At 63.0% G+C, this 21,581-nt stretch carries 20 protein-coding genes; 5 read left to right on the forward strand and 15 right to left on the reverse strand.

What is annotated here, in order from left to right:
* Nucleotides 1-13 precede the first annotated feature (13 nt).
* The 15 genes from mdcH to pilG all read right to left on the reverse strand — a co-directional run bounded on the left by mdcH (nucleotide 14) and on the right by pilG (nucleotide 17,641).
* The gene (gene mdcH / locus F8N66_RS30700; RefSeq protein WP_150773640.1) at nucleotides 14-925 is read right to left on the reverse strand and encodes a malonate decarboxylase subunit epsilon; all 912 of its coding nucleotides are present in this window, start codon (nucleotides 923-925) and stop codon (nucleotides 14-16) included.
* Nucleotides 922-1,542 (reverse strand): malonate decarboxylase holo-ACP synthase, encoded by a 621-nt coding sequence (locus F8N66_RS30705; RefSeq protein WP_150773641.1) that lies wholly within the window; start codon nucleotides 1,540-1,542, stop codon nucleotides 922-924. Before F8N66_RS30705 ends, mdcH begins: the two co-directional genes overlap by 4 nt.
* Complete coding sequence (gene mdcE / locus F8N66_RS30710; protein ID WP_150773642.1) at nucleotides 1,536-2,339, reverse strand: biotin-independent malonate decarboxylase subunit gamma; 804 nt, start codon at nucleotides 2,337-2,339, stop codon at nucleotides 1,536-1,538. The genes F8N66_RS30705 and mdcE overlap by 7 nt, the downstream gene beginning before the upstream one ends.
* Nucleotides 2,336-3,187 (reverse strand): biotin-independent malonate decarboxylase subunit beta, encoded by an 852-nt coding sequence (locus F8N66_RS30715; protein ID WP_150773643.1) that lies wholly within the window; start codon nucleotides 3,185-3,187, stop codon nucleotides 2,336-2,338. Before F8N66_RS30715 ends, mdcE begins: the two co-directional genes overlap by 4 nt.
* Nucleotides 3,180-3,479 (reverse strand): malonate decarboxylase subunit delta, encoded by a 300-nt coding sequence (locus F8N66_RS30720; protein WP_077048439.1) that lies wholly within the window; start codon nucleotides 3,477-3,479, stop codon nucleotides 3,180-3,182. The genes F8N66_RS30715 and F8N66_RS30720 overlap by 8 nt, the downstream gene beginning before the upstream one ends.
* The gene (locus tag F8N66_RS30725) at nucleotides 3,479-4,354 is read right to left on the reverse strand and encodes a triphosphoribosyl-dephospho-CoA synthase (protein WP_150773644.1); all 876 of its coding nucleotides are present in this window, start codon (nucleotides 4,352-4,354) and stop codon (nucleotides 3,479-3,481) included. Before F8N66_RS30725 ends, F8N66_RS30720 begins: the two co-directional genes overlap by 1 nt.
* The gene (gene mdcA, locus F8N66_RS30730; RefSeq protein ID WP_150773645.1) at nucleotides 4,354-6,024 is read right to left on the reverse strand and encodes a malonate decarboxylase subunit alpha; all 1,671 of its coding nucleotides are present in this window, start codon (nucleotides 6,022-6,024) and stop codon (nucleotides 4,354-4,356) included. Before mdcA ends, F8N66_RS30725 begins: the two co-directional genes overlap by 1 nt.
* 216 nt (nucleotides 6,025-6,240) lie before the next feature.
* The gene (locus tag F8N66_RS30735) at nucleotides 6,241-6,666 is read right to left on the reverse strand and encodes a hypothetical protein (RefSeq protein WP_150773646.1); all 426 of its coding nucleotides are present in this window, start codon (nucleotides 6,664-6,666) and stop codon (nucleotides 6,241-6,243) included.
* Complete coding sequence (locus tag F8N66_RS30740) at nucleotides 6,629-7,258, reverse strand: transcriptional regulator (protein ID WP_150773647.1); 630 nt, start codon at nucleotides 7,256-7,258, stop codon at nucleotides 6,629-6,631. The genes F8N66_RS30735 and F8N66_RS30740 overlap by 38 nt, the downstream gene beginning before the upstream one ends.
* 263 nt (nucleotides 7,259-7,521) lie before the next feature.
* Complete coding sequence (locus F8N66_RS30745; RefSeq protein ID WP_150773648.1) at nucleotides 7,522-7,989, reverse strand: chemotaxis protein CheW; 468 nt, start codon at nucleotides 7,987-7,989, stop codon at nucleotides 7,522-7,524.
* The gene (locus F8N66_RS30750) at nucleotides 7,982-13,990 is read right to left on the reverse strand and encodes an Hpt domain-containing protein (protein ID WP_150773649.1); all 6,009 of its coding nucleotides are present in this window, start codon (nucleotides 13,988-13,990) and stop codon (nucleotides 7,982-7,984) included. Before F8N66_RS30750 ends, F8N66_RS30745 begins: the two co-directional genes overlap by 8 nt.
* A gap of 63 nt (nucleotides 13,991-14,053) precedes the next feature.
* Complete coding sequence (locus tag F8N66_RS30755; protein WP_150773650.1) at nucleotides 14,054-16,114, reverse strand: methyl-accepting chemotaxis protein; 2,061 nt, start codon at nucleotides 16,112-16,114, stop codon at nucleotides 14,054-14,056.
* Nucleotides 16,115-16,263: 149 nt separating this feature from the next.
* Nucleotides 16,264-16,803 (reverse strand): chemotaxis protein CheW, encoded by a 540-nt coding sequence (locus F8N66_RS30760; protein WP_150773651.1) that lies wholly within the window; start codon nucleotides 16,801-16,803, stop codon nucleotides 16,264-16,266.
* Between the two features lie 10 nt (nucleotides 16,804-16,813).
* Entirely contained in the window at nucleotides 16,814-17,179 is a 366-nt protein-coding gene (gene pilH, locus F8N66_RS30765) for a twitching motility response regulator PilH (RefSeq protein WP_150773652.1), read from the reverse strand.
* A gap of 57 nt (nucleotides 17,180-17,236) precedes the next feature.
* Nucleotides 17,237-17,641, reverse strand: a complete 405-nt coding sequence (gene pilG, locus F8N66_RS30770) for a twitching motility response regulator PilG (protein WP_150773716.1) — start codon at nucleotides 17,639-17,641, stop codon at nucleotides 17,237-17,239.
* A 234-nt stretch (nucleotides 17,642-17,875) separates the two neighbouring features.
* Between pilG and gshB the strand changes: the two genes are divergently transcribed.
* The 5 genes from gshB to pyrR all read left to right on the forward strand — a co-directional run bounded on the left by gshB (nucleotide 17,876) and on the right by pyrR (nucleotide 21,579).
* Nucleotides 17,876-18,829, forward strand: a complete 954-nt coding sequence (gene gshB / locus F8N66_RS30775; RefSeq protein ID WP_150773653.1) for a glutathione synthase — start codon at nucleotides 17,876-17,878, stop codon at nucleotides 18,827-18,829.
* 64 nt (nucleotides 18,830-18,893) lie between these two features.
* The gene (locus tag F8N66_RS30780; protein ID WP_150773654.1) at nucleotides 18,894-19,793 is read left to right on the forward strand and encodes an energy transducer TonB; all 900 of its coding nucleotides are present in this window, start codon (nucleotides 18,894-18,896) and stop codon (nucleotides 19,791-19,793) included.
* A gap of 180 nt (nucleotides 19,794-19,973) precedes the next feature.
* The gene (locus F8N66_RS30790; RefSeq protein WP_150773655.1) at nucleotides 19,974-20,546 is read left to right on the forward strand and encodes a YqgE/AlgH family protein; all 573 of its coding nucleotides are present in this window, start codon (nucleotides 19,974-19,976) and stop codon (nucleotides 20,544-20,546) included.
* Nucleotides 20,546-20,983, forward strand: coding sequence for a Holliday junction resolvase RuvX (gene ruvX, locus F8N66_RS30795; protein WP_150773656.1), 438 nt, complete (start codon nucleotides 20,546-20,548; stop codon nucleotides 20,981-20,983). The genes F8N66_RS30790 and ruvX overlap by 1 nt, the downstream gene beginning before the upstream one ends.
* 92 nt (nucleotides 20,984-21,075) lie before the next feature.
* Entirely contained in the window at nucleotides 21,076-21,579 is a 504-nt protein-coding gene (gene pyrR / locus F8N66_RS30800) for a bifunctional pyr operon transcriptional regulator/uracil phosphoribosyltransferase PyrR (RefSeq protein WP_150773657.1), read from the forward strand.
* The last annotated feature ends 2 nt before the right edge of the window (nucleotides 21,580-21,581 follow it).

A 21,581-nucleotide genomic window follows, 5' to 3' on the forward strand; every position in this document is an offset into this window, starting at 1 on the left:
TAAGTCGGGTGATCTAGAGTTGGCGGGCTCCCTCCTCACGCAACAGCGCCTGCAGGGTATCGAGCCGGGCACCGTCGAAAGCGATCACGGTGCCGTGCTCGAACACCCGGCGCGCCAGCCCGCTCAGCACCGCACCGGGCGGCAGTTCGATCTGTAGACGTACGCCGCGCTCGTAGGCGCTTTGTACCGTGCCGCGCCAATCCACCACGCGGCACATGTTGAAAGCCAGGTCGTCGCGCAAGGCTTCGGCGTTGTTGACGGGCCGGGCACGGCTGCCGCTCAGGTAGCCGATTTTCGGGGTATGCAGCTTTACGCTGGCGAAGGCTTCAGCCAGGGTTTTCGCAGGTGTTTCCAACAGCGGACAGTGTGAAGGCACACTCACCGCCAGACGCTTGGCCAATCCCGCACCGCGATCTTTCGCCAACGCGGCCACCGCTTTCATCGCATTGTCACTGCCGGCAATCACCACCTGGTTATCGGCGTTGATGTTGGCCAGGTACACCGGCGAATCATCGCGGTGAACCTGCGCCAGCAAGCCTTCCACCGTCGCCAGATCGAGGCCGATGATCGCGGTCATGCCATAGCCCTTCGGATAAGCCTGCTGCATCAGCTCACCGCGCAGGCTGACCAGGTGCAGCGCATCGCTGAAATCCAAGGCGCCGGCCACCACCGCGGCCGGGTAGGCACCGATGGACAATCCAGCGACGTAATCGGCCGGCATCGCCAACTGCCGGGAAGCCGCCACGCCAGCAATCAACAGGCAAAGCTGCACGGCCCTTGTCGATTGCAGCGCCTGGGCCGAATCCAGCAGCGAGACATCTTCACCGAGCACATCGCTGGCTTCGCTCAGGGTTTCGCCTGGCACACGCTGGAGCATGCCCGGCTGCTGCGCGCCCTGGCCCGGGAACACCAGCAAGCTGCTCACGCTGCTTGCTCCTGCGGGTTCCACGGATCAATCACCAGACAGGCTTCATGAGCATTTTTGAGCAAGACGCGTGGCGAAGCACCGGCCCATTCGCGCAAGGCGACTGCACCCAAAGGCGTCTGCAATTGCATGTCCACCACGCACTCCACAGCATCGAGCAACGCCACCAAATCCCGAGCCTGAGCTCGGGCCAATGGTTGCGGAGTACGCAATATCAGGTCGAGATCGCTGCCCTCATGCAGCGCCGTAAACCCACTGGCCAGTTCGAACCCGGCGCTGCCGCTGACACCCCAGATCCAACCATAACCGTCGAGCAACGGGCGCAATTGCCGTAGTGCGCGAACCGCCGGCAAATCCCGGTCGATATCGACATGACAGAGTTGCTCCGGACGCACCCGACGCGAAACCGAGGTGATCGCCATCGACGCTGCAAACCGCTGCTCACGCAACCGTCCACGGACACCCACTGCGATCTGCCCCGCCGCCGACACCGCACGCCGCACCACCACCGGCTGCCCGGCACGGATCGATTCGACCGCCCAAGCAGGCGCATCCGCAGGCAGCTGCTCCGGGGTCATCCCCCAGAGCAGGTCGTGGGCTATCAGCGTGCTCACCACTGCTCTCTCAGCAGCTGGCGCACATGGCTCGACGCCGCGCGGTTGCTCGCGCCCAGGCGGCTGCTCAGGTCGCGGCCTTTTTCGGCGACATCGCCAATGGCCTGGGTCAGACACTCCGTCACACGATTCACATCGCTGGCGGTTGGCTGCTCGATCTGTTCCACCGACAAGGTTTCCCAGAGCAGGCCGAGGCTGGCGTAGCTGTCGATGTCGTAGGCCATTGGTGGCACGCTGGCGGCCAGGGTTTCCAGCTCCTCGACACTGCGCAGCGTCACTCGCGCCGCCGAGGCCTTGCCCATGGCATGCACCATCACGCCCGGATCACGCAGGGCGATCAGCCGATTGGCCTGATACCCATGGGCCAGAAACGCCCCGGACATCGCCTTGCCCACCAGCAAACCGATCACCGCATGCCCGGCCAGGCGAGCGCGGGCGTAACTGTCTGCCGCCCCGGCCAGGGCCTGATGAATGCCGAGGGCTTCTTCGCGGCGGCCATAAGCCTGGCTCGGCACGTCGACGATGGCGATCAGTGCGCGTTTTTCCGATTTGCCTTGATCAGCCGTAATGACTTCATCAACAGCCTTGGCCAAACCCCAGCCTTCTAGCAGACCGACCTCGCCATTGCGCGCGCGGGCGAAACGGTTGGCGGGATCGGCCACCACGGCGAGAAACCGTGCGGGTTGTTCACCCAAAAAACCATCGGCCACTTTCAATGAAGCAGGTAGGCCATAGACCGGTTTGGCATCGCCACTCAAGGCGTCGAACCAGTGCAAGCCCCTGAGGGAATACGAACTCATGAGCGCTCTCCTTGGTACAGGTCGCGAACCGTGGCCGGCTCGATTTGCGGTTCGGCATCCAGGCGCGCCAGCCGTTGCAGGTACAGATCGGCCTGAGCACTGCGCTGCTGCGTTGGCAAACCTTGCTGGAGCAACTCGCCGACTTGCTGGCGGATCTGCGCCACGTCATCGGCGACGTAGCGATCCACCAGCCCGCTGGCAAAGCGTTGCTCGCCTCCGGTCAGGCTCCAGATGAAGGGCCGGTCACGGGAATCGTATTCATCCAGCCCGGCTTCCTGTTCGATCACTTGCGGACCGTTCAGGCCGAGGCGCGCTTCCTGGGTCACCAGCAGGTAACTGCACAATCCCGCCGCAATCGACATGCCGCCGAAGCAACCGACGCTGCCCGCCACTACGCCTACCACCGGTTGGTACTGGCGCAGCTCGACAATCGCCGCATGAATGTCGGCAATCGCCGCCAGCCCGAGGTTGGCTTCCTGCAAACGCACGCCACCGGTTTCCAGCAGCAGCACGGCGCGGGTCGGGATGCCGTTGCGGTTGTCTTCGGCGGCCAGCTCCAGCGCGCCGGCGATCTTCGCGCCGCCGACTTCACCGAGGCTGCCGCCCTGGAACGCGCCTTCGATGGCGGCGATCACCACCGGCAAACCGTCGAGGCTGCCCTTGGCGATCACCACGCCGTCGTCGGCTTGTGGCACCACGCCTTGACGGGCGAGCCACGGCGACATGATGCGCTGGAACGGGTCGAGCAATTCGCGAAAGGTGCCGGCATCGAGCAAGGCTTTCGCCCGCTGCCGGGCGCCGAGTTCGATGAAGCTGTGCTTGTTGAGCAACGCGGCGCTGTCAGTCATGGCCGATCTCCTCGAAGCCCTGTTCCAGGCGCAGGCGCACCACGCCGGGGGTGGCGCCGAAATCATGGATATCGATGTCCATGGCCGACGGTGTCTGGCCGTCGAACATCCGCGCAAACAGATGCTGCCAGCGTTGTTCGCTGCCGTTGACCGAGGTCTGCACGGTGATGGTCAGCTTGCCGGGCTGGCCCGGCTGGATCAGCACTTCCAGATCGCCCGAGCCGACACAACCCACCAGCGTGCGACCGCGTGGCGGCTGCCCGGCGGGGAATTCAAAGGATAAGGTTTCCATCAAAAAGCTCCCTGAATGAGGCGCTCGCCCGACTCGATTCGGTCGATGAACAGGCAGGCGGCGAGCAGGTCGGCAGCGCCACCGGGCGAGGCATTCAATGCGATGAGTTGTTGGTCGAGTTCGTGCAGGCGGCGACGGCCGGTGAGGCTGGCGCTGCCGCCTGCATCGAGTACCGCTTGGGCGCCGAGCTGCATGGTGCTCAGGCCATCTTCGCCGGCGCGGTACAACACGCAGGTGTCGGCCAGTTCCGTCATGATCGCCAGCAGCGCATCGAGTCGGGCGTTCTGTTCGCCATGCCCTAGAGCCCGGCTGCGTTTGAGTTGTGGCAGCGCACGCTGGGTAACGGCGGGAAAGCCGAGTTGCGCTTCTTCACGGGCACCGCGAGCGCCATAACGCTGGGCGACTTGCGCGCCGTGGCTCAGTGGACGCGGCGCATAACGGTCATCCAGCAAGGCCAGGCGAGCAGCGCGCAAAGCGATCGCGCCAGCGGTGTTGGCTTGAGGCTCAAGGGCCACGGCAGCGACCAGCAGGCCCAGGGCCCAGATCGCGCCGCGATGGGTATTCACGCCATTCGTGGTGGCGAGCATGGCTTGTTCGCCCTCACGACCGATCAGGCCAATGGCTTCACGCAGCGGCAAGCCGATCTCGCCGATCTCGATGGCGGCCTCGGCCATTTCCTTGAACGCCGGCCACAGGGCCAGCGCCGAGGCGTGCATCAGCCCGAGGTGCAAATCGGTATGTGCGCCATTGCCACGACGGTCGACCAGTGCCGGTTTCGGCGACAGGTCCGCTTCATCGATCAGCGCGTCCACCGCCAGGTCCGCCAGCCGTTCGGCCAGGCTCAGGGTTTTCGGTTGCAGGTTGAATGCGTGCATTACCAGCTCCTGAATTTGGCGGGCGGGTTGTAGAGGCCACCGGACCACTCCACCAGATCGGCCACGCTTTTCGCGGCGAGCAGTTCGCGGGTGGCGTCGGTGCGGCGGATGCCGAGGTCTTCGGGCAAGGCGATCAGGCCTTCGCGGCGCATGCGCGCAGTGTCTTTGGGGTTGTGGCGCAGGCCGATGGCGGTCACCCCGGCGACGGCGGCGATCATTGCCTGACGCTCTTCCAGCGAGCGCGCTTTATACAAGTAGGCGATGCCTTCTTCGGTCAGCAGGTGGGTGACGTCGTCGCCGTAGATCATGATCGGCGCCAGTGGCATGCCGCTCTTCTTCGCCACGTCCACCGCGTCGAGGGTTTCGACGAAGGTCGGTTTGCCGCCTTCCTGGAAGGTCTCGACCATTTGCACTACGAGTTTTTTGCCGCGTTCGAGCATCGGTTCGGCGGCGTCGGTATGACGCATATCGAGCCAGGCCGGTGTGCCGTGGCGACGCCCACGCGGGTCGTGACCCATGTTCGGCGCCCCGCCAAAACCGGCCAGGCGTCCGCGAGTCACAGTAGATGAATGACCGTCGCCATCGACTTGCAGCGTGGCGCCGATGAACAGGTCCACCGCGTATTGCCCGGCCAGTTGGCTGAACATCCGGTTGGAACGCAGCGAGCCGTCACGCCCGGTGAAGAACACGTCAGGGCGGGCGGCGATGTAGTTTTCCATCCCCAATTCAGTGCCGAAGCAATGCACGCTTTCGACCCAGCCACTTTCAATCGCCGGGATCAGCGTCGGGTGTGGATTGAGGGTCCAGTTGCGGCAGATCTTGCCTTTCAGGCCGAGGGATTCGCCGTAGGTCGGCAGGATCAGCTCGATGGCAGCGGTATTGAAACCAATGCCATGGTTGAGCGACTGCACATTATGTTTTTCGTAGATCCCGCGAATCGCCATCATCGCCATCAACACGTGCACCGGCTTGATGTGCCGTGGGTCGCGGGTGAACAGTGGCTCGATGTAGAACGGCTTGTCGGCCACCACCACGAAATCGACCCAGGAGGCGGGAATGTCGACGCGGGGCAGATCGCTGACATCGTCCACCAACTGGTTGACCTGGACGATGACGATACCGTCGCTGAAGGCCGCTGGCTCGATCAGTGCGGGAGTGTCTTCGGTGCTCGGCCCGGTGTAGATGTTGCCAGCGCGGTCGGCCATGAAACCGGCCGAGAGCACGACGTTGGGAATCAGGTCCACGACCAGTCGCGCATAGAGTTCGATGTAGGTGTGGATCGCACCGATTTCCAGCAGGCCATCTTCCAGCAACTGGCTGATGCGCAGGCTTTGGGTGCCGGCGAAGGAAAAATCGAGCTTGCGGGCGATGCCGCGCTCGAACAGGTCCAGATGCTCGGCGCGACCGACGCTGGGCATGATCATGTGCAGGTCGTGGAGCTTGGCCGGATCGGCCTTGACCAGGGAGCGCGAGAGAAAATCCGCCTGCTTCTGGTTGTTGCCTTCGAGCACCACACGATCGCCGGGCAGAATCAACGCCTCCAGCGCCGCCACGATGTTCTCGGTGGGCAACACCACACCATCGGCAAGGTCCTTGACCAACGCCAGGCGCCGCTGCTTCTCGCTGCGCCGCCGCGTCCATCGTGAGTCGGGGGATATTGTTGTTGTCATGACCACTCCACGGGGTTCGCTGTCGTGGGGTCACAGTAGGAGGGTTGGGTGGGGGGGATCAATCAAGCGCAGTGGTGGATTGTTACGCTCAAGTTAATGGTTGTCAGGACTGACGCCTTCGCGAGCAGGCTCGCTCCCACAGTGGATTGGCGGTGTACACAAAACCTGCTCGCGAAGAGGCCAAAAAGGCTCCGAGAATTTGAGCCTCATGGAATATCACAACTCGCCCATCTGCTCCTGTACCCGAGCCAGAAGCTGCGCAGCGCTTTCCAGCAACTGTGCCAGCAAAGCCTCATCTTCATCCATATACCCTTCGTACTCAGCCAGGTTTCGCCGCTCATGACAGAGGGCGAACAACCGAACCTGTACTTTGCTGACATCGGCGGTATGGACCAGGCACTGGAATACCAAATAGCGCTTGTCCGAACGAAAACCACTCAAACGCAAAGCGGTCAGCGCAAGACCATGAGCAGCGTTGTAAGCCAGATCGAATCGGCTTGCGAAGGAAAGAGATGCAGTTTGCGCGTCCTTCAAACGATCCATTGCCGAACGCATCAAGCCTTCGCATTCCTTGCGATCCGGCGGCTCGGCCTTTAATCCACCACTACGTAACAAATTCTCCAGATTCTCGTTGCTGCCCATCCTTGGACTCCAAAGGGTTTTCACCCATCAGGTTGATCTTGTCCTGCTGCACTACCCGCATGACGAAGCTGTTTCCGGCCGCCAGTTTTGTGGCCCAGTCTTCAGGGGTGTAGAGCGTCGGGTTGAGGGTGCGGCCCAGGTGCTCTTCCAGAGGCAAGAGCCGTTCCATCACTTCACTGTAGTGCAGGCTTTCACCGATCAGCATGAGGTCAATGTCACTGGATGCGTTGGCCTGATCCTTGGCAATGGACCCGTAAACAAAGGCCCATGTGAGTTGTTCGGCGAAGGGTTGCAGTGCATCGATTAAGGGTTCGGCAATACCGAAGGTTTTGCGGGTGATGCCCAGCAGTTCGGCATAGATCGGGCAGTCGGGATTGGCTTGGTAGTGGGTCTGATTCCCCAAGCGAGTCATGATCAGAATTCCCGCCCGTTGCAGGCGATCCAGTTCGCGCATGAGGCTGCCTTTGCCCACTTGCGCCCAGCGGGCGATCTCGTTGGCGTAAAAGCTTCGGTCAGGTTTGCCGAACAAAAGGCCCAGCACTTTTTGCTGGGTGGCGGTGAACAGGGCTTCACTGAGCGGTATTTTATTCACGGCGATGACCGACAAGTCCCAAAAAGGGAACGATAGGTCCCTTTTTGGGAATCTTCAACGTGCAGCTTCGCCAGTTGCTGGATGATGGGTGCATTTGTTGGTGGAGCGGGCGTTGGATCATCATGAGGTGATGGCTGAGGCCAAGGTTTAGTAGGCAGGTCTGCGGTGAATTGGAGGCCGCCTTCGCGAGCAAGCCCGCTCCCACAATGGTTAGGCGGCGTGCGCAAAACCTGTGGGAGCGGGCTTGCTCGCGAAGGGGCCAGTCAGGTTAGCCCGGCATTCACCAACAACTCCTCCAGCGCCAGCAAATCCGGCACCTTCGCCACCTGATCCGCCACCTGCACCGCCGCCTGTTCCAGCGAACACAACGGCACATCCACATAGCTCAACTGACTGTCGAGCTTGTACGACCGCGGAATCCCCTGCACCAGCATCGCAATGAACTTCAGCTCCGGCCGGCCACCGAGCGCATTGAGGATGACGATTCGCACGCGCTCGCCGATGACGATTTTGTTGCCGCACGCCGATTCGAAACTGAGCAAGGGAATCTGCCGATTGCGCCAGGTCACTCGCCCGAGGTACCACGGCGGGCTGTCGAGGTCGAACGCCGCCGGCTGGTAATCGATCAGCTCGGCGACCGCGACGTTGGGCAGGATCAGGTGGCGGTCGGCCAAAGGCAGCAGCAGGCCGGTGAGGTTGATGTTGCGCTGGTTGAGGCTTCGCTCAAGCATGGTGTTTGCTCCAGTGGGCGATGCTTTCGAGCAGTACCGACTCCTGATAGGGCTTGCCAAGGTAATCGTTGACGCCGAGGGCCATGGCCCGGTCGCGGTGTTTCTGGCCGGTGCGGGAAGTGATCATGATGATCGGCAGGTGCTGCAAGCGCTCGTCGCCGCGCACTTGCGCCGCCACTTCGAAGCCGTCCATGCGCGGCATTTCGATGTCCAGCAGCATGATGTCGGGCAGGTGCTCTTCGAGCAGCAGCATGGCGTCGACACCGTCCTTGGCGGTCAGTACGTTCATGCCGTGGCGTTCGAGCAAGCGGCTGGTGACCTTGCGCACCGTGACCGAGTCGTCGACCACCATCACCAGCAGCGGCTTCTGCGCTTCGAATTCGTGGTCATGGTGCTGCGTGCGCTGCGGCACATGGGCCTGGGCGCGGATCGGCGCCAGCAGATCAAGGATCAGCACCACCCGGCCATCCCCCAGGATCGTCGCCCCGGACACGCCCTGCACCGCCGCGAACTGCGGGCCAAGGCTCTTGACCACGATCTCGCGGGTACCGGCCATGGCATCGACCTGCACCGCGACATGCCGTTCGTTGCACTGCACCAGCAACACCGGCAACGGCAGGCTCTGGCCCAACAGTTTCGGCCGTGGGCTGGTTTTCAGCAGCTCACCCAGGTAGCACAGTTCATAACGTTGCCCGGCGTATTCATAGGTCGGGGGATCAAGACGGTAATGCCCTTCGAGTTCGTTGGGCAGCACGCGGACGATGCCGTCGATGGTGTTCAGCGGGATCGCGTACTGGTCATCAAAGCATTGCACCATCAGCGCGCGGTTGACCGACACGGTGAACGGCAGGCGGATGCGGAAATGCACGCCCTGCCCCGGCACCGAGTCGATGCTCATGCTGCCGCCCAGCTGCCGCACTTCTTCATGCACCACGTCCATGCCGACGCCGCGCCCGGAGATCTGGGTGATTTTCTCGGCGGTGGAAAAACCCGGCTGCAGGATGAACTGCAACACGTCGCGGTCGCTGATCTCACTGTCGGGATCGAGCAAACCACGCTTGATTGCCTTGCGCCGCACGGCGTCCAGCGGCACGCCGGCGCCGTCGTCGCGGATATCGAAAATGATGTCGCCACCTTCGCGCAACAGCTCGAGGCTGATCCGCCCTTGCGCCGGCTTGCCCGCCGCGACACGCACCTCGGCGGACTCAAGACCGTGGTCCACGGCGTTGCGCAACATGTGTTCCAGCGGCGCCGCCATGCGTTCGAGCACGTTGCGATCCATCTCGCCTTCGGCGTTGCCGACGAGAAATTCAACGTCCTTGCCCAACTCCTCGGAGACTTGACGCACGATGCGTTTCAAGCGCGGCAGCATCCGTTCGAACGGCACCATGCGCGTGCGCATCAGGCCTTCCTGCAATTCGGTGTTGATGCGCCCCTGTTGCTGCAACAGGTTTTCCGCGTCCTGATTGCGCCGGTCGAGGGTTTCCTTGAGGTCCAGCAAGTCGGAGGCAGACTCGAACAACGCCCGCGATAATTGCTGCAATTGCGAGTGACGGTCCATCTCCAACGGGTCGAACTCTTCGTATCCCAGGCGTTCGGCGTCGACTTGCTGGCGACTGAGAATCCGCCCCTGGGTTTCGGTGTCGAGGCGGCGTAGCTGGTCGCGCATCCGCTCGATGGTGGTTTCCATCTCGTTAAGGGCCACTTGGGCATCGCTGACCTGCTGCTCGATCCGGCCACGGAAGATCGACGTTTCGCCGGCCAGGTTGACCAGGTCGTCGAGCAGTTCCGCTGAAACCTTGACCATGTCCGCACCGGCATCCGCTTGCAGCGGCGGCGTTTCGGTTTTTCCCGCCGCCGGCAGCGCGACGGGCGCCGGGGCTTCAGTCACCGTCGGGTGGCTGAAATTCCGGATCGCATCGAGCAAGCGGTCGGCCGGTGGCAGCGGTTCCCCGGCGCGGACCGCGTCGAGCATTTGCGCCAATCGGTCATGGCTGCGTTGCAGCAATTCAAACAAGGCAGCCGAGGGCTTGAAGGCGCCGGTGGATAACCCTTCGTAGAGAAATTCCAGCTCATGGGCCAGATCGCCGATCGGGGCGATCTCGACCATGCGCGCGCCGCCCTTGAGGGTGTGCAGGTCACGCAGCAGGGTTTCCACTTCCTGGCGGTTCGCCGGTTCGGCCTGCCAGCGCACCAGCGCCGCGCCGGAGCTTTCGATGATGTCGAAACCTTCCTCGAGGAAGATATCCAGCAGCTCGCTGTCGTGATGCGCCGAGTCGTTGCTCGCCGCCGGCTCAATGACGTCGGCGTGGCCGGCGTGCCCCTGGCGGAAGGCGCGAATCGCCTCGATCAGTTCACCGGGATCGTCCAGCGGACGGTAGCGCTGTAACTGCTCAAGTAGCTGCGCCAACCGCTCATGGCTGTGCTGCAGCAATTGCGCCAGCGCACCACTGTAGGAATAGCGGCGGTCCACCAGGCCTTCGTACAGGCTTTCCAGTTCATGGGCCAGGTCACCGACCGGCTCGACCTCGGCCATCCGCGCGCCGCCCTTGAGGGTGTGGAGGTCGCGTTGCAGGGAGGACAGCGGCGCGGCGTTTTGTGGTTCGGCGAGCCAGCGTTGCAAGGCCTGGTTGGCGCTGTCGAGGATATCCACCGCTTCTTCGAGGAAGATCGAGACGATTTCGTCGTCGAGTTCCCGATCCCTTGTAGGCGCGAACTCGCTCGCGATGGGCTCAATGGCGCCGCGTTTTTCCAATGGCAACGCGTCATTGTTAGCGTCCATCGCGAGCAGGCTCGCGCCTACAGGGGATTGCGTGTTTTCGAGTTCAGCGGTGGCGTCAGCCAGGTCGCGGATGCTCAGGGAGCGGCTGCCGTCGCTGCGGATCAGGCCCATGGCCGATGGGTCGAGGCTTTCGTCGAGCAGCCCGTGCAAGGCACGAACCCGATCCGGGCGCGGGCTGACTTCCTGCCCGGCAGCCAGTTCGTCGAGCATGTTGATCAGCGCTTCGTGGGCACTTTGCGCCTCGTGGAAAAACGTCTCGCTGACGGCCAGGCTGCTTTCTTCCACGGCACCGTAGAGGTCGAGCAGGGCTTCGCAGAGTTCATCCACCGGATGCAGATCGGCCAGGTGCGCGCCCTCGCCGAGGGTGGTCAATTCGTCCAGCAGCGCACTGAGTTCCTGACGCTCGCCGGGGTGCTGCTGCCAACGCTGCAACAGGCTTTCGGCGTCCAGCAGGATGTCCATGCCCTGGGCCAGGAAGTTGTTGATCAACTGTGGGTCACGCTTGATCCGCAGGCCGCTGCTCGGCGCATCGAAGTGGCTTTGCAGACGTTCGGCCAGCAACGCCTGGGCCCGCCCGATCAACGCGCCGGCATGGGGGATCTCAGCCAACGGATCGCTCTTGAGCTGCCGCAGGCCGAGACGTAACAGGCCTTCGGCTTCCAGCAACACTTCGACCTCGTCCAGGTCCAGGGCGATCTGGTGGGCCTTGTACTCCCGGGCCAGCTGGTCCAGCGGCGCGGCCAGCTCGACAATCGGCAAGACCCCGGCCATCGACGCACTGCCCTTGAGGGTGTGCAAGGCGCGCAGCAACTCGTCACTGGCCGGCAACGGCACGTGTTCGGCGGCCTGGTCGAGGAAGCGATTGAGACTGCCCAGGTGGGTTTGCGCTTCTTTGCGAAAGATCTCCAGCAACAGCGGATCGAGCGCCGTGACGTCTTGAGTATCTTCGTCGCAGGCCGGTTCATCGCCCTTGGCCAGGGCATGGGCGCGGGCGGCCAACTGGTCGACATCGTTGCGCTGGCGCTGGGCATTGGCGGCGTATTCGGCCACCAGTTCCGGCAGCACTTGCAGCACTTCGCCGATCAGCTGCTGCACCGTGGCGCCCGGCTCCACGCTGTTTTCCAGGACACGGTTGAGCAGGTTTTCCACCGCCCAGGCCAGTTCGCCAAGCACCAGGGCGCGCACCATCCGGCCACTGCCCTTGAGGGTATGGAAGGCCCGGCGCAGTTCACTCAGTGCCGAGCGGTTATCGGGATTGATCGACCAGCGCGGCAAATACTCGCGCAGGATTTCCAGCACCTCGTCGGTTTCTTCGAGGAAGACTTCGCGCAATTCATCGTCCACCGGCTCTTCACCGGGGGGCGGCGGCAACAGGCTGCCTGGCGTGGTCAGGGCGGGTGGGTTGAGGGCGGAGACCGGGCTGGCCATGACATCGGCCAGGGTCTGGGCGACCGCCTCGGCATCCAGTGCCTGCTGCTGTTGCAGGGTCTGCGCTTCGCCGGGGCTCAGCACATCCTCAAGCATCGGCACATGCAGTTCACGGGGGTAAAAGCCGAGGGACGCCAGGCTGGCTTCGGCGATGTCGAGCAGCTGCTCACCGGGCGCCTCGGGGTCATCGTTGAGGCGTTCGAGGTAGTACTCAAGGCTGGCGATGACGTCGGCCAGGCTGTCCAGTTCCTGCCAGCCGGGTTGACCCGGATCGAGCAGCAGGTGTTCGCGGATGAAGTGATTGCAAGTCTCGATCAGGCTCGCCGCCCGGCTCAGCGGAATCATCGCCAGCGCGCCACGGACCTGGGTCAGCAAGGCCGGCAGCGCCTGCAAGTGCTGGCGGTCCCAGTCGGCGTCGATGTAGTCGACGATCATGTCCTTGGCCTGTTGCAGGCAGATACGCGCTTCCTTGATCACGATCTGGTGGATCTGCGTCAGGTCGGTGGTTGGCAGGCGGCCTTCTTCCTGGCTTTCGGGCTCCACGGTGCCGACCATGCCGGCCAGGGTCGCTTCGACGTAGAGCAGGGCCCCGGCGACGTCCATGAGGATGGCGTCATCGGGCGCGCGCTGGCCCTGGGCAAGGCTCAGCACCACCGCCAGCTGATCGATGATGACCTTGCGCGGCTGGCCGAAACCCAGCACCGCCAGGGTGTCGGCGATTTGCCGCAGCGGCGCGAGCAGGCTGTCGAGATCCGAGGTGTGTTGCCGGTCGCTGCGCACGAACAGGTCCAGGCGCTCCTTGACCCGCACCAGCTCTTCACACAGCGCCGCCAGGACCGAACGCATGGCATCGCGGTCGGGGCCGGCCAGCCGGGCACGTTCTTCATCGACCATCGCGCTGTCGGGCAGCGCGTCGTCCAGTGCGTAGCGATCTTTCATGGTCAGCATCTGCCCGGTGGGGTGTTCGGCCTTGGCAATGTAGAACAGCAAACTCTTGAGCAACTCCGGCGGCGCCGGCTGATTGATCGCGGCCATGCCCTGTTCGAGCAGGCGCTTGAGTTCCTTGTCGGCGTCCTTGAACAGGCTGCGCAAAGCCGGGCTGTTAGCGATCACACCGGCGCGCATGCCTTCGACCAGCGCCGAAGCGACCTGCCACAACGGGCTCAGGGGCGCTTGGCCACACAGGCTTTCGAGGCGGGAAAACACCTTGGCCAGGTAGCCGAGGTGGGTGTCGTCATCCTGTTCGCGCAGCAAGCCGACCAGGGCCATCTGCAACATCTGCCGCAACTTGCGCAGCACATTCGGCAGCTCCGCCGGTTCCAGCAGCGCCAGCGATTCCGGGCCCAGGGGCGGCAGGTCCGGCCACTGCGGGCTGAACAGGCTGGTTTCCGACAGCAGGCTTTCACCCCGGGCGCTGCGCAGGTCGTTGATCAACGGCAGTACCACCAGCGGCAAGTCGCGACGGGCGCTTTGGACCCGGTCGAGGTAGGTCGGCAATTGCCCCAGGGCTTGCAGCATCAGGTGCAGCGCTTCGTCACGATGGCTGACGCGATTGTCCTGCAAGGCGGCGGTCAGTTGCTCCATCTCTTCGGCGAGCAGGGCCGCGCCGTAGAACTCGACCATCTGCAAACTGCCGTGAACCTGATGGATGCACGCCAGGCAATCGCTCAGGGCGTGCGTCGCCTGCGGATCATCAAGCTGGGTTTCGATCGCGTGATGAGCCTGCTTCAGCGTTTCGGCAATCTCGCCTTTGACCCATTCGAGGGCCACATAGTCGTGCCGATCACCCATAACCACTCCAGTTTTCGCTTCAGTCACGTTGCGTCAGTCAAATTGCATGTGCCCGCGGGCGGTTCAAGCATTGTCGGTCACCGGCGGCTTGGTGGCCGGCAAGGTGAAGCCCGACACCGAGCGCCGCAGCTGGCTGGCCATTTTCGCCAGGTTGCCAATGCTCTCGGCGGTGGCGGTGGAGCCCGACGAGGTCTGCGTAGTGATCTGCTGGATCACGTTCATCGTCAGGGAAATCTGCCCGGCAGACGACGTCTGTTGCTGGGCGGCATTGGAAATGCTCTGGATCAGCGCCGCGAGGGTTTTGGAGACCCCTTCGATTTCTTCCAGGGCCACACCGGCATCCTGCGCCAGGCGAGCACCGCGCACCACTTCGGTGGTGGTCTGCTCCATGGAAATCACCGCTTCGTTGGTGTCGGTCTGGATCGCCCGCACCAGGGTCTCGATCTGCCGCGTCGCGGCCGAGGAACGCTCTGCCAGCCGTTGCACCTCGTCGGCGACCACCGCAAAACCGCGCCCGGCATCACCGGCCATGGACGCCTGGATCGCCGCGTTGAGGGCCAGGATGTTGGTCTGATCGGCGATGTCATCGATCAGGCTGACAATGTCGCCAATTTCCTGGGAAGACTCGCCCAGGCGCTTGATCCGCTTGGCGGTGTCCTGAATCTGTTCGCGAATATTGTCCATGCCGTGGATGGTGTTGTGCACCACCTCGTTGCCCTTGTTGGCGATTTCCACCGAGCGCTCGGCCACCGCCGAGGATTCGGCGGCATTGGCCGACACCTGATCGATGGATTCGGCCATGTCGTTGATCGCGGTGGACGCTTCCGAGATCTGCTGCGCCTGATGCTCCGAAGCCTGCGCCAGGTGCATGGCGGTGGCCTGGGTTTCCTGCACGGCGGCGGCGACCTGCCCGGCCGTCAGGTTGATGGTCGCCACGAGATCGCGCAGCTGGTCCACGGAATAGTTGATGGAGTCGGCAATGGTACCGGTGAAATCTTCGGTCACCGAGGCGGTGACGGTCAGGTCGCCGTCGGCCAGGTCCTCGATTTCGTCGAGCAGACGCATGATCGCGTTCTGGTTGCGCTCGTTCTTCTCGGCGGTTTCGCGCAGCTGCCGGTTGGTTTCGCGCACCATCACCAGCCCGATGAGGATGATCGACATCAGCGCCGCCAGGCCCAGCACATAGCCGCCGATGGTGTCGGTGTTGCGCCCGCCGGCGAGGTTTTCGAAACCGCCGGCCAGGTGCGAGGCTTCATCGAGCAGGGTTTGCGACAGGCTGAAAATGTTGGTGGCCGACTCACGGACCTTGAACAACTCCGGCGACGTCTCGAGGATTTCATCCACGGAGCCGGAGACAAATTCGAACAGCTCGGAAATCTCCATCAACCGCGCCCGCGCATCACGGTCTTCGACCTGGCTGACCCGCAGCGCCACATTGCCCTGAAGCATGCCGTTGAGCACCTGGCCGAAACGCGCCGCATCGCGACCGAAGGCGTCGGCCGCCTGTTGCGAGCTTTCGTCGCCGGACAACACGGTGTTCACCGCCCCCAGGATGCGCTCGGCCAGCAACGATTGGCGCTGGGCCATGGCCACCTGGGCAGCCGGAGCACCGCGTTGCAGGAGAATTTCCACGACTTTCTCGTACTCGACCTGCAACTGCGGCACGGTTTCGGCCAGGGTCGCGGCCACCTGGTGCAGCGACAGCACGGTCTGCTCGCTGGAGAGGATGGCGTCGGTGTTTTTCAGCAGGCGTTCCCAGTCCATCTGCACGGCGCGCATTTCCGGGCGTACGGCCGCCGGGGCCGGGGGCAGGCCGGTGGAAGGGTCGCCCTTTTTCAGGTAGCCCCAGCGCTGGGCAAAATCGTTGCGCGCATCGCTGAGCAGCTTGAACGCCGCGGCCTTGCCGGTGGCGGCTTCGGTGGCGTTCTTGGCAATACGCTGGGACAGCACGCGCAGCTCGCCGGCATGACCGATGTACTGCTTGTCGTACGTGGCCTGGGTGTTGAGGTACGCGAAGTTGGCGAACAACAGCATGATGAAAACGATCAGCGCGATGAACAGCGCGATGATCTGCGAACGACTGCGCGACCCTTCCATTGGCTTGCCTGTTTTAGCTTTTATCATCGGTCTTCGCCTGTTAACCCACACCTTTCAAACCTTGCCGAAAAACCCTGTGGGAGCGGGCTTGCTCGCGAATGCGGTGGGTCAGTCGACATCCATGCTGAATGAATGACCGCTTTCGCGAGCAAGCCCGCTCCCACAAAGGTCCGTGCCTACACCGCGATGTTCATGAAACCGTGCGAGCGCGCCAGCGCAAACGGGCTGAACACCCGCCAGGTCTGTTCGCGCTGGAAGCAGCCGTCGACAAACGTCGACATCGGCCCCGGTACGTCATCTGCCGGGACAGGTTGCTGGCTGCCCCGGGCAAAATGCTGGAGGCCGAAGACCTCGTCCACGATCAACCCGGCGAACACCTCCTGATGCTCGACCACCAACACCCGCCGCTGCTTGCGCGGCGCCGAAAGCTCATAGCCAACGAAGCCGCACAGATCGATGACCGGCAGCAAGCGCCCCCGCAGGTTGGCCACGCCCTTGACCCAGGACTTGACCCCCGGCACCTGGGTGAAGCGCGGTTCGTGCAGCACTTCGCTGACTTCGCCCATCGGTGCGACGTACCAGTGATCGCCGAGGCGAAAGCCGATGCCGCTCCAGCTGTCCTGCCGGGTTGGCTGGGACGGCAAGTCGGCCGCCAACAGGCGACAGCGCTGGTCGATCTGCAGCAGCAGTTCGAAAGCCGTCAGCGACTCGGTCATGGCCGGACGATCAACCGTTCAGCACGTTGTTCAGGGTCTTGAGCAGGGTCTCTTCGTCGACCGGCTTCGTCAGGTAATCCCGGGCGCCCTGGCGCGTGCCCCAGACCTTGTCGGTTTCCTGATCCTTGGTGGTGATGATGATCACCGGGATGTGCCCGGTTTCCGGGTCCTTGGTCAACTGACGGGTCGCCTGGAACCCGTTGAGGCCCGGCATGACGATGTCCATCAGCACGGCGTCGGGTTTTTCCAGGCGGGCCAGGGCCACGCCGTCCGCGCCGTTCTCGGCTTTCAATACTTCATGACCGTGCTTTTCCAGCATGCCGGTCAGTTTGTACATTTCAGTCGGCGAATCATCGACGATCAGAATACGTGCCATGGTCTTCCCCATTCTTGTCGACGCAAGGCCCGCTGGCCGAGCGTCACTGTACGTGTCTTACTGCGGCAAAACGGCGGCGAAGCCCGGAACATGGGCCTGGATCGCGTTCAGCAGTTCTTCCTTGCTGAAAGGCTTGGTCAAAAACTGGTCGGAGCCGACGATGCGCCCCTTGGCCTTGTCGAACAGCCCGTCCCTGGACGACAGCATAATCACTGGCGTGGACTTGAAGGCACTGTTGTTCTTGATTAAAGCGCAGGTCTGATAGCCATCCAGACGCGGCATCATGATGTCGACGAAGATGATGCCCGGATGGTTGTCGGCAATCTTGGCCAGGGCATCGAAACCGTCGATGGCCGTGATGACCTCACAACCCACGTTCTTGAGCAACGTTTCGGCGGTGCGGCGAACCGTCTTCGAATCGTCGATCACCATGACCTTCAAGGCGCTGGAATGCTGTTCCATAAATGCTCTGCCGTCGCCTTTGCGAATCAAATTGTCCATTTCCGATAACCGGAGGCGCGAAACCCTTGATACTTAAGGGCCGGCACGATATGGCAGCCTTTTTAGCACAGTCTCCAACTCCAATCTATCGACCGGCCATGGCGGCGGTTTTTCCTTGACCGGGAACAGACTCAGCGCCACTCTGACGCCACTTTTTGATCGCTATCAAGCCACCCCAATTTCGAGGAAAGACCCATGAGCGTGCGCGTCGGGATTGTCATGGACCCTATCGCCAGCATCTCCTATAAAAAGGATAGCTCGCTGGCCATGCTGCTGGCCGCGCAGAAGCGCGGCTGGGAACTGTTCTATATGGAACAGCGTGACCTGTACCAGGGCGAGGGCCAGGCGCGGGCGCGGATGCGCCCACTGAAAGTGTTCGCCAACCCGGAAAAATGGTTCGAACTGGAAGCCGAGCAGGATCTGCCGCTGAGTGATCTGAACGTGATCCTGATGCGCAAGGATCCACCGTTCGACATGGAGTTCGTCTATTCCACCTATTTGCTGGAACAGGCCGAAAGCGCCGGCGTGCTGGTGGTCAACAAGCCGCAGAGCCTGCGCGACTGCAATGAAAAACTGTTCGCCACGCTGTTCCCGCAGTGCACGCCGCCGACCGTGGTCAGCCGCCGCGCCGACGTGTTGCGCGAGTTCGCGGCCCAACACGGCGATGTGATCCTCAAGCCGCTGGACGGCATGGGCGGGACCTCGATTTTCCGTCACCGCGCCGGTGATCCCAACCTGTCGGTGATCCTCGAAACCCTGACCGCCCTCGGCGCCCAGCAGATCATGGGCCAGGCCTACCTGCCGGCGATCAAGGATGGCGACAAACGCATCCTGATGATCGACGGCGAGCCGGTGGACTACTGCCTGGCGCGCATCCCCGCCGCTGGCGAGACCCGTGGCAACCTGGCCGCCGGTGGCCGTGGCGAAGCCCGTCCGCTGACCGAAAAGGATCGCTGGATCGCCGCGCAAGTCGGCCCGACCCTGCGCGAAAAAGGCCTGCTGTTCGTCGGCCTCGACGTGATCGGCGAGCACCTGACGGAAATCAACGTCACCAGCCCGACCTGCATCCGCGAGATCGACAACGCCTTTGGCACCGACATCGGCGGCCTGCTGATGGATGCCATCGATCAGAAGCTCAAGGCCCGTTGATAAGCCAAACCAACATTGCGTTATCATGCGCGGCCTGTGAAAACGCGATGTTGGTTTTTCTGCCATGACCCTCCCGTCCGATCTGCCCCCCGAACTCGCCCACCACGGCGTGCGCCCGGCCGATCGCCTCGGTTTTACCCTGTTCCTGGCGGCGCTGGTGCACCTGGCGCTGCTGCTGGGTGTCGGCTTTACGATGGTCGAGCCCAAGCAGATCAGCAAAACCCTGGAAATCACCCTCGCCACCTTCAAGAGCGAAAAAAAGCCGGAAAAAGCTGACTTTCTCGCCCAGGAGAATCAGCAGGGCAGCGGCACCCTGGATAAAAAAGCGATCCCCAAGACCACCGAGATCGCGCCGTTCCAGGACAACAAGGTACAGAAAGTCACGCCACCGCCCGCCGCCAAGCCTGAAGTGCAGGAGGCCGCGCCCAAGGCTGCCGTGACCACCGTCGCGCCGAAGCCGAAAAAAACCGCCGCCAAGACCGAAGAACCCAAGCCTGTCACCAAACCGGCGGTGGCCGCGCCGACGTTTGACAGCGAGCAACTGTCGAGCGACATCGCCAGCCTGGAAGCGGAACTGGCCCACGAACAACAGTTGTACGCCAAGCGTCCGCGCATCCACCGCCTGAGCGCCGCCTCGACCATGCGCGACAAGGGCGCCTGGTACAAAGACGAATGGCGCAAGAAGGTCGAGCGCATCGGTAACCTCAATTATCCCGATGAAGCCCGGCGCAAGCAGATCTACGGCAATTTGCGCCTGATGGTGTCGATCAACCGCGACGGTTCGCTGTACGAGGTGCTGGTGCTGGAATCCTCGGGGCAACCGCTGCTGGACCAGGCGGCCCAGCGCATCGTGCGCCTGGCGGCGCCGTTTGCGCCGTTTACCGGGGATTTGTCGGACATCGACCGCCTGGAGATCATCCGCACCTGGAAGTTTGCGCGCGGGGATCGCCTTTCCAGCAACTGACCCCTACAAATCCCCTGTGGGAGCGGGCTTGCTCGCGAATGCGGTGGGTCAGCCAACATCATTGGTGACTGACCCACCGCCTTCGCGAGCAAGCCCGCTCCCACATTTGATCTGCGTCGACTGCCAAATTGCGGCACCCCAAGCTTGTCAGTTCGCCCCTCCAACGCCACACTAGCGTTCATGAAAAACGTCAGCCCCAGCTACCTCAAGCATCACTTCCTGATCGCCATGCCCCACATGGTCGACCCGAACTTTGCGCACACCTTGACCTACATCGTCGAGCACACGGCCAATGGCGCCATGGGACTGGTGGTCAACCGCCCGCAGGACTTGAACCTGGCCGACATCCTCGAGCAACTGCGCCCCGATATCGAGCCACCGGCTCTCTGCCAGCATGTGCCGATTTTCATCGGCGGGCCGGTCCAGACCGATCGCGGTTTTGTCCTGCACCCTTCCGGGACGACCTTTCAGGCGACCGTTGATCTGGAAGACGAGTTGTCCCTGTCGACGTCCCAGGACGTGCTGTTCGCCATCGCCGATGGCGTCGGGCCAGCGAAAAGCGTAATTGTCCTCGGTTACGCCGGCTGGGAAGCCGGGCAGCTGGAAGCCGAACTGGCCCAGAACGCCTGGCTGACCTGCCCGTTCGACGCCGACATCCTGTTCAACACCAGCAGTGAGCTGCGCCTGGACGCGGCGGCCAGGCACCTGGGCGTCAACCTGAGCCTGCTCACCAGCCAGGCGGGGCACGCCTGATGGCCCTGCGGCTGATTCTGGGTTTTGACTACGGCACCAAACAGATCGGCGTGGCGGTCGGCCAGGTGATCACCGGCCAGGCCCGCGAGCTGTGCACCCTGAAAGCGCAGAACGGCATTCCCGACTGGGATCAGGTCGAAGCGCTGATCAAGGAATGGAAACCCGACGCCGTGGTGGTCGGCCTGCCGCTGAACATGGATGGCACGCCCAGCGACATGTGCCTGCGCGCGGAAAAATTCGCCCGGCGCCTCAACGGCCGTTTCAACCTGCCCTTCTATACCCACGATGAGCGCCTGACCACCTATGAGGCCAAGGGCGAACGCCTGGCCCGTGGCGGACAGAAAGGCAGCTACCGCGACAACCCGGTCGACGCCATCGCCGCCGCCCTGCTGCTGCAAGGCTGGCTCGACGAAAACGCTGCATTGTTTGAATCCTGAAAGCGCTACGGCGCTTCTTTTTTAGCGACAACCCGAGCCACACGCCGGTGCCCTACTCCGGAAAACAGGCTCGGGCCCAAGAAGGAGCAACCATGAGCCTGCCAAATCCCGCCGAACTGATCAGCCAGATGGCGATCCGGCTTGACGAATACCTGGCCAAACGTGGCATCAGCGAACCGCGCTTCATCGGTATCCGTACCGGCGGCGTCTGGGTCGCCCAGGCCCTGCTCCAGGAGCTGGGCAGCAACGAGCCCCTCGGCACGCTCGACGTTTCCTTTTACCGTGACGACTTCAGCCAGAACGGCCTGCACCCGCAAGTGCGCCCTTCGGCCCTGCCGTTCGAAATCGAAGGCCAGCACCTGGTGCTGATCGATGACGTGCTGATGAGCGGACGGACCATCCGCGCCGCCATGAACGAATTGTTCGACTACGGCCGCCCGGCCAGCGTGACGCTGGTGTGCCTGCTGGACCTGGACGCCGGCGAACTGCCGATCCGCCCGAACGTGCTGGGCGCGACCCTGACCCTGGCCGCCCACGAACGGGTCAAGCTGTCCGGTCCGGAGCTTGCGCTCGAACTGCAAGACCTCGCCCTTTAATT

The organism is Pseudomonas fluorescens, from assembly GCF_902498195.1.
GTDB lineage: Bacteria > Pseudomonadota > Gammaproteobacteria > Pseudomonadales > Pseudomonadaceae > Aquipseudomonas > Aquipseudomonas fluorescens_BU.

What these genes read in the sequence shown, in the direction of transcription:
- mdcE (WP_150773642.1), bottom strand. Translation starts at nt 2,339, where the DNA reads ATGAGTTCGTATTCCCTCAGGGGCTTGCACTGGTTCGACGCCTTGAGT.
- F8N66_RS30715 (WP_150773643.1), bottom strand. Translation starts at nt 3,187, where the DNA reads ATGACTGACAGCGCCGCGTTGCTCAACAAGCACAGCTTCATCGAACTC.
- F8N66_RS30720 (WP_077048439.1), bottom strand. Translation starts at nt 3,479, where the DNA reads ATGGAAACCTTATCCTTTGAATTCCCCGCCGGGCAGCCGCCACGCGGT.
- F8N66_RS30725 (WP_150773644.1), bottom strand. Translation starts at nt 4,354, where the DNA reads ATGCACGCATTCAACCTGCAACCGAAAACCCTGAGCCTGGCCGAACGG.
- mdcA (WP_150773645.1), bottom strand. Translation starts at nt 6,024, where the DNA reads ATGACAACAACAATATCCCCCGACTCACGATGGACGCGGCGGCGCAGC.
- F8N66_RS30735 (WP_150773646.1), bottom strand. Translation starts at nt 6,666, where the DNA reads ATGGGCAGCAACGAGAATCTGGAGAATTTGTTACGTAGTGGTGGATTA.
- F8N66_RS30745 (WP_150773648.1), bottom strand. Translation starts at nt 7,989, where the DNA reads ATGCTTGAGCGAAGCCTCAACCAGCGCAACATCAACCTCACCGGCCTG.
- F8N66_RS30750 (WP_150773649.1), bottom strand. Translation starts at nt 13,990, where the DNA reads ATGGGTGATCGGCACGACTATGTGGCCCTCGAATGGGTCAAAGGCGAG.
- F8N66_RS30755 (WP_150773650.1), bottom strand. Translation starts at nt 16,114, where the DNA reads ATGATAAAAGCTAAAACAGGCAAGCCAATGGAAGGGTCGCGCAGTCGT.
- F8N66_RS30760 (WP_150773651.1), bottom strand. Translation starts at nt 16,803, where the DNA reads ATGACCGAGTCGCTGACGGCTTTCGAACTGCTGCTGCAGATCGACCAG.
- pilH (WP_150773652.1), bottom strand. Translation starts at nt 17,179, where the DNA reads ATGGCACGTATTCTGATCGTCGATGATTCGCCGACTGAAATGTACAAA.
- pilG (WP_150773716.1), bottom strand. Translation starts at nt 17,641, where the DNA reads ATGGAACAGCATTCCAGCGCCTTGAAGGTCATGGTGATCGACGATTCG.
- gshB (WP_150773653.1), top strand. Translation starts at nt 17,876, where the DNA reads ATGAGCGTGCGCGTCGGGATTGTCATGGACCCTATCGCCAGCATCTCC.
- F8N66_RS30780 (WP_150773654.1), top strand. Translation starts at nt 18,894, where the DNA reads ATGACCCTCCCGTCCGATCTGCCCCCCGAACTCGCCCACCACGGCGTG.
- F8N66_RS30790 (WP_150773655.1), top strand. Translation starts at nt 19,974, where the DNA reads ATGAAAAACGTCAGCCCCAGCTACCTCAAGCATCACTTCCTGATCGCC.
- ruvX (WP_150773656.1), top strand. Translation starts at nt 20,546, where the DNA reads ATGGCCCTGCGGCTGATTCTGGGTTTTGACTACGGCACCAAACAGATC.
- pyrR (WP_150773657.1), top strand. Translation starts at nt 21,076, where the DNA reads ATGAGCCTGCCAAATCCCGCCGAACTGATCAGCCAGATGGCGATCCGG.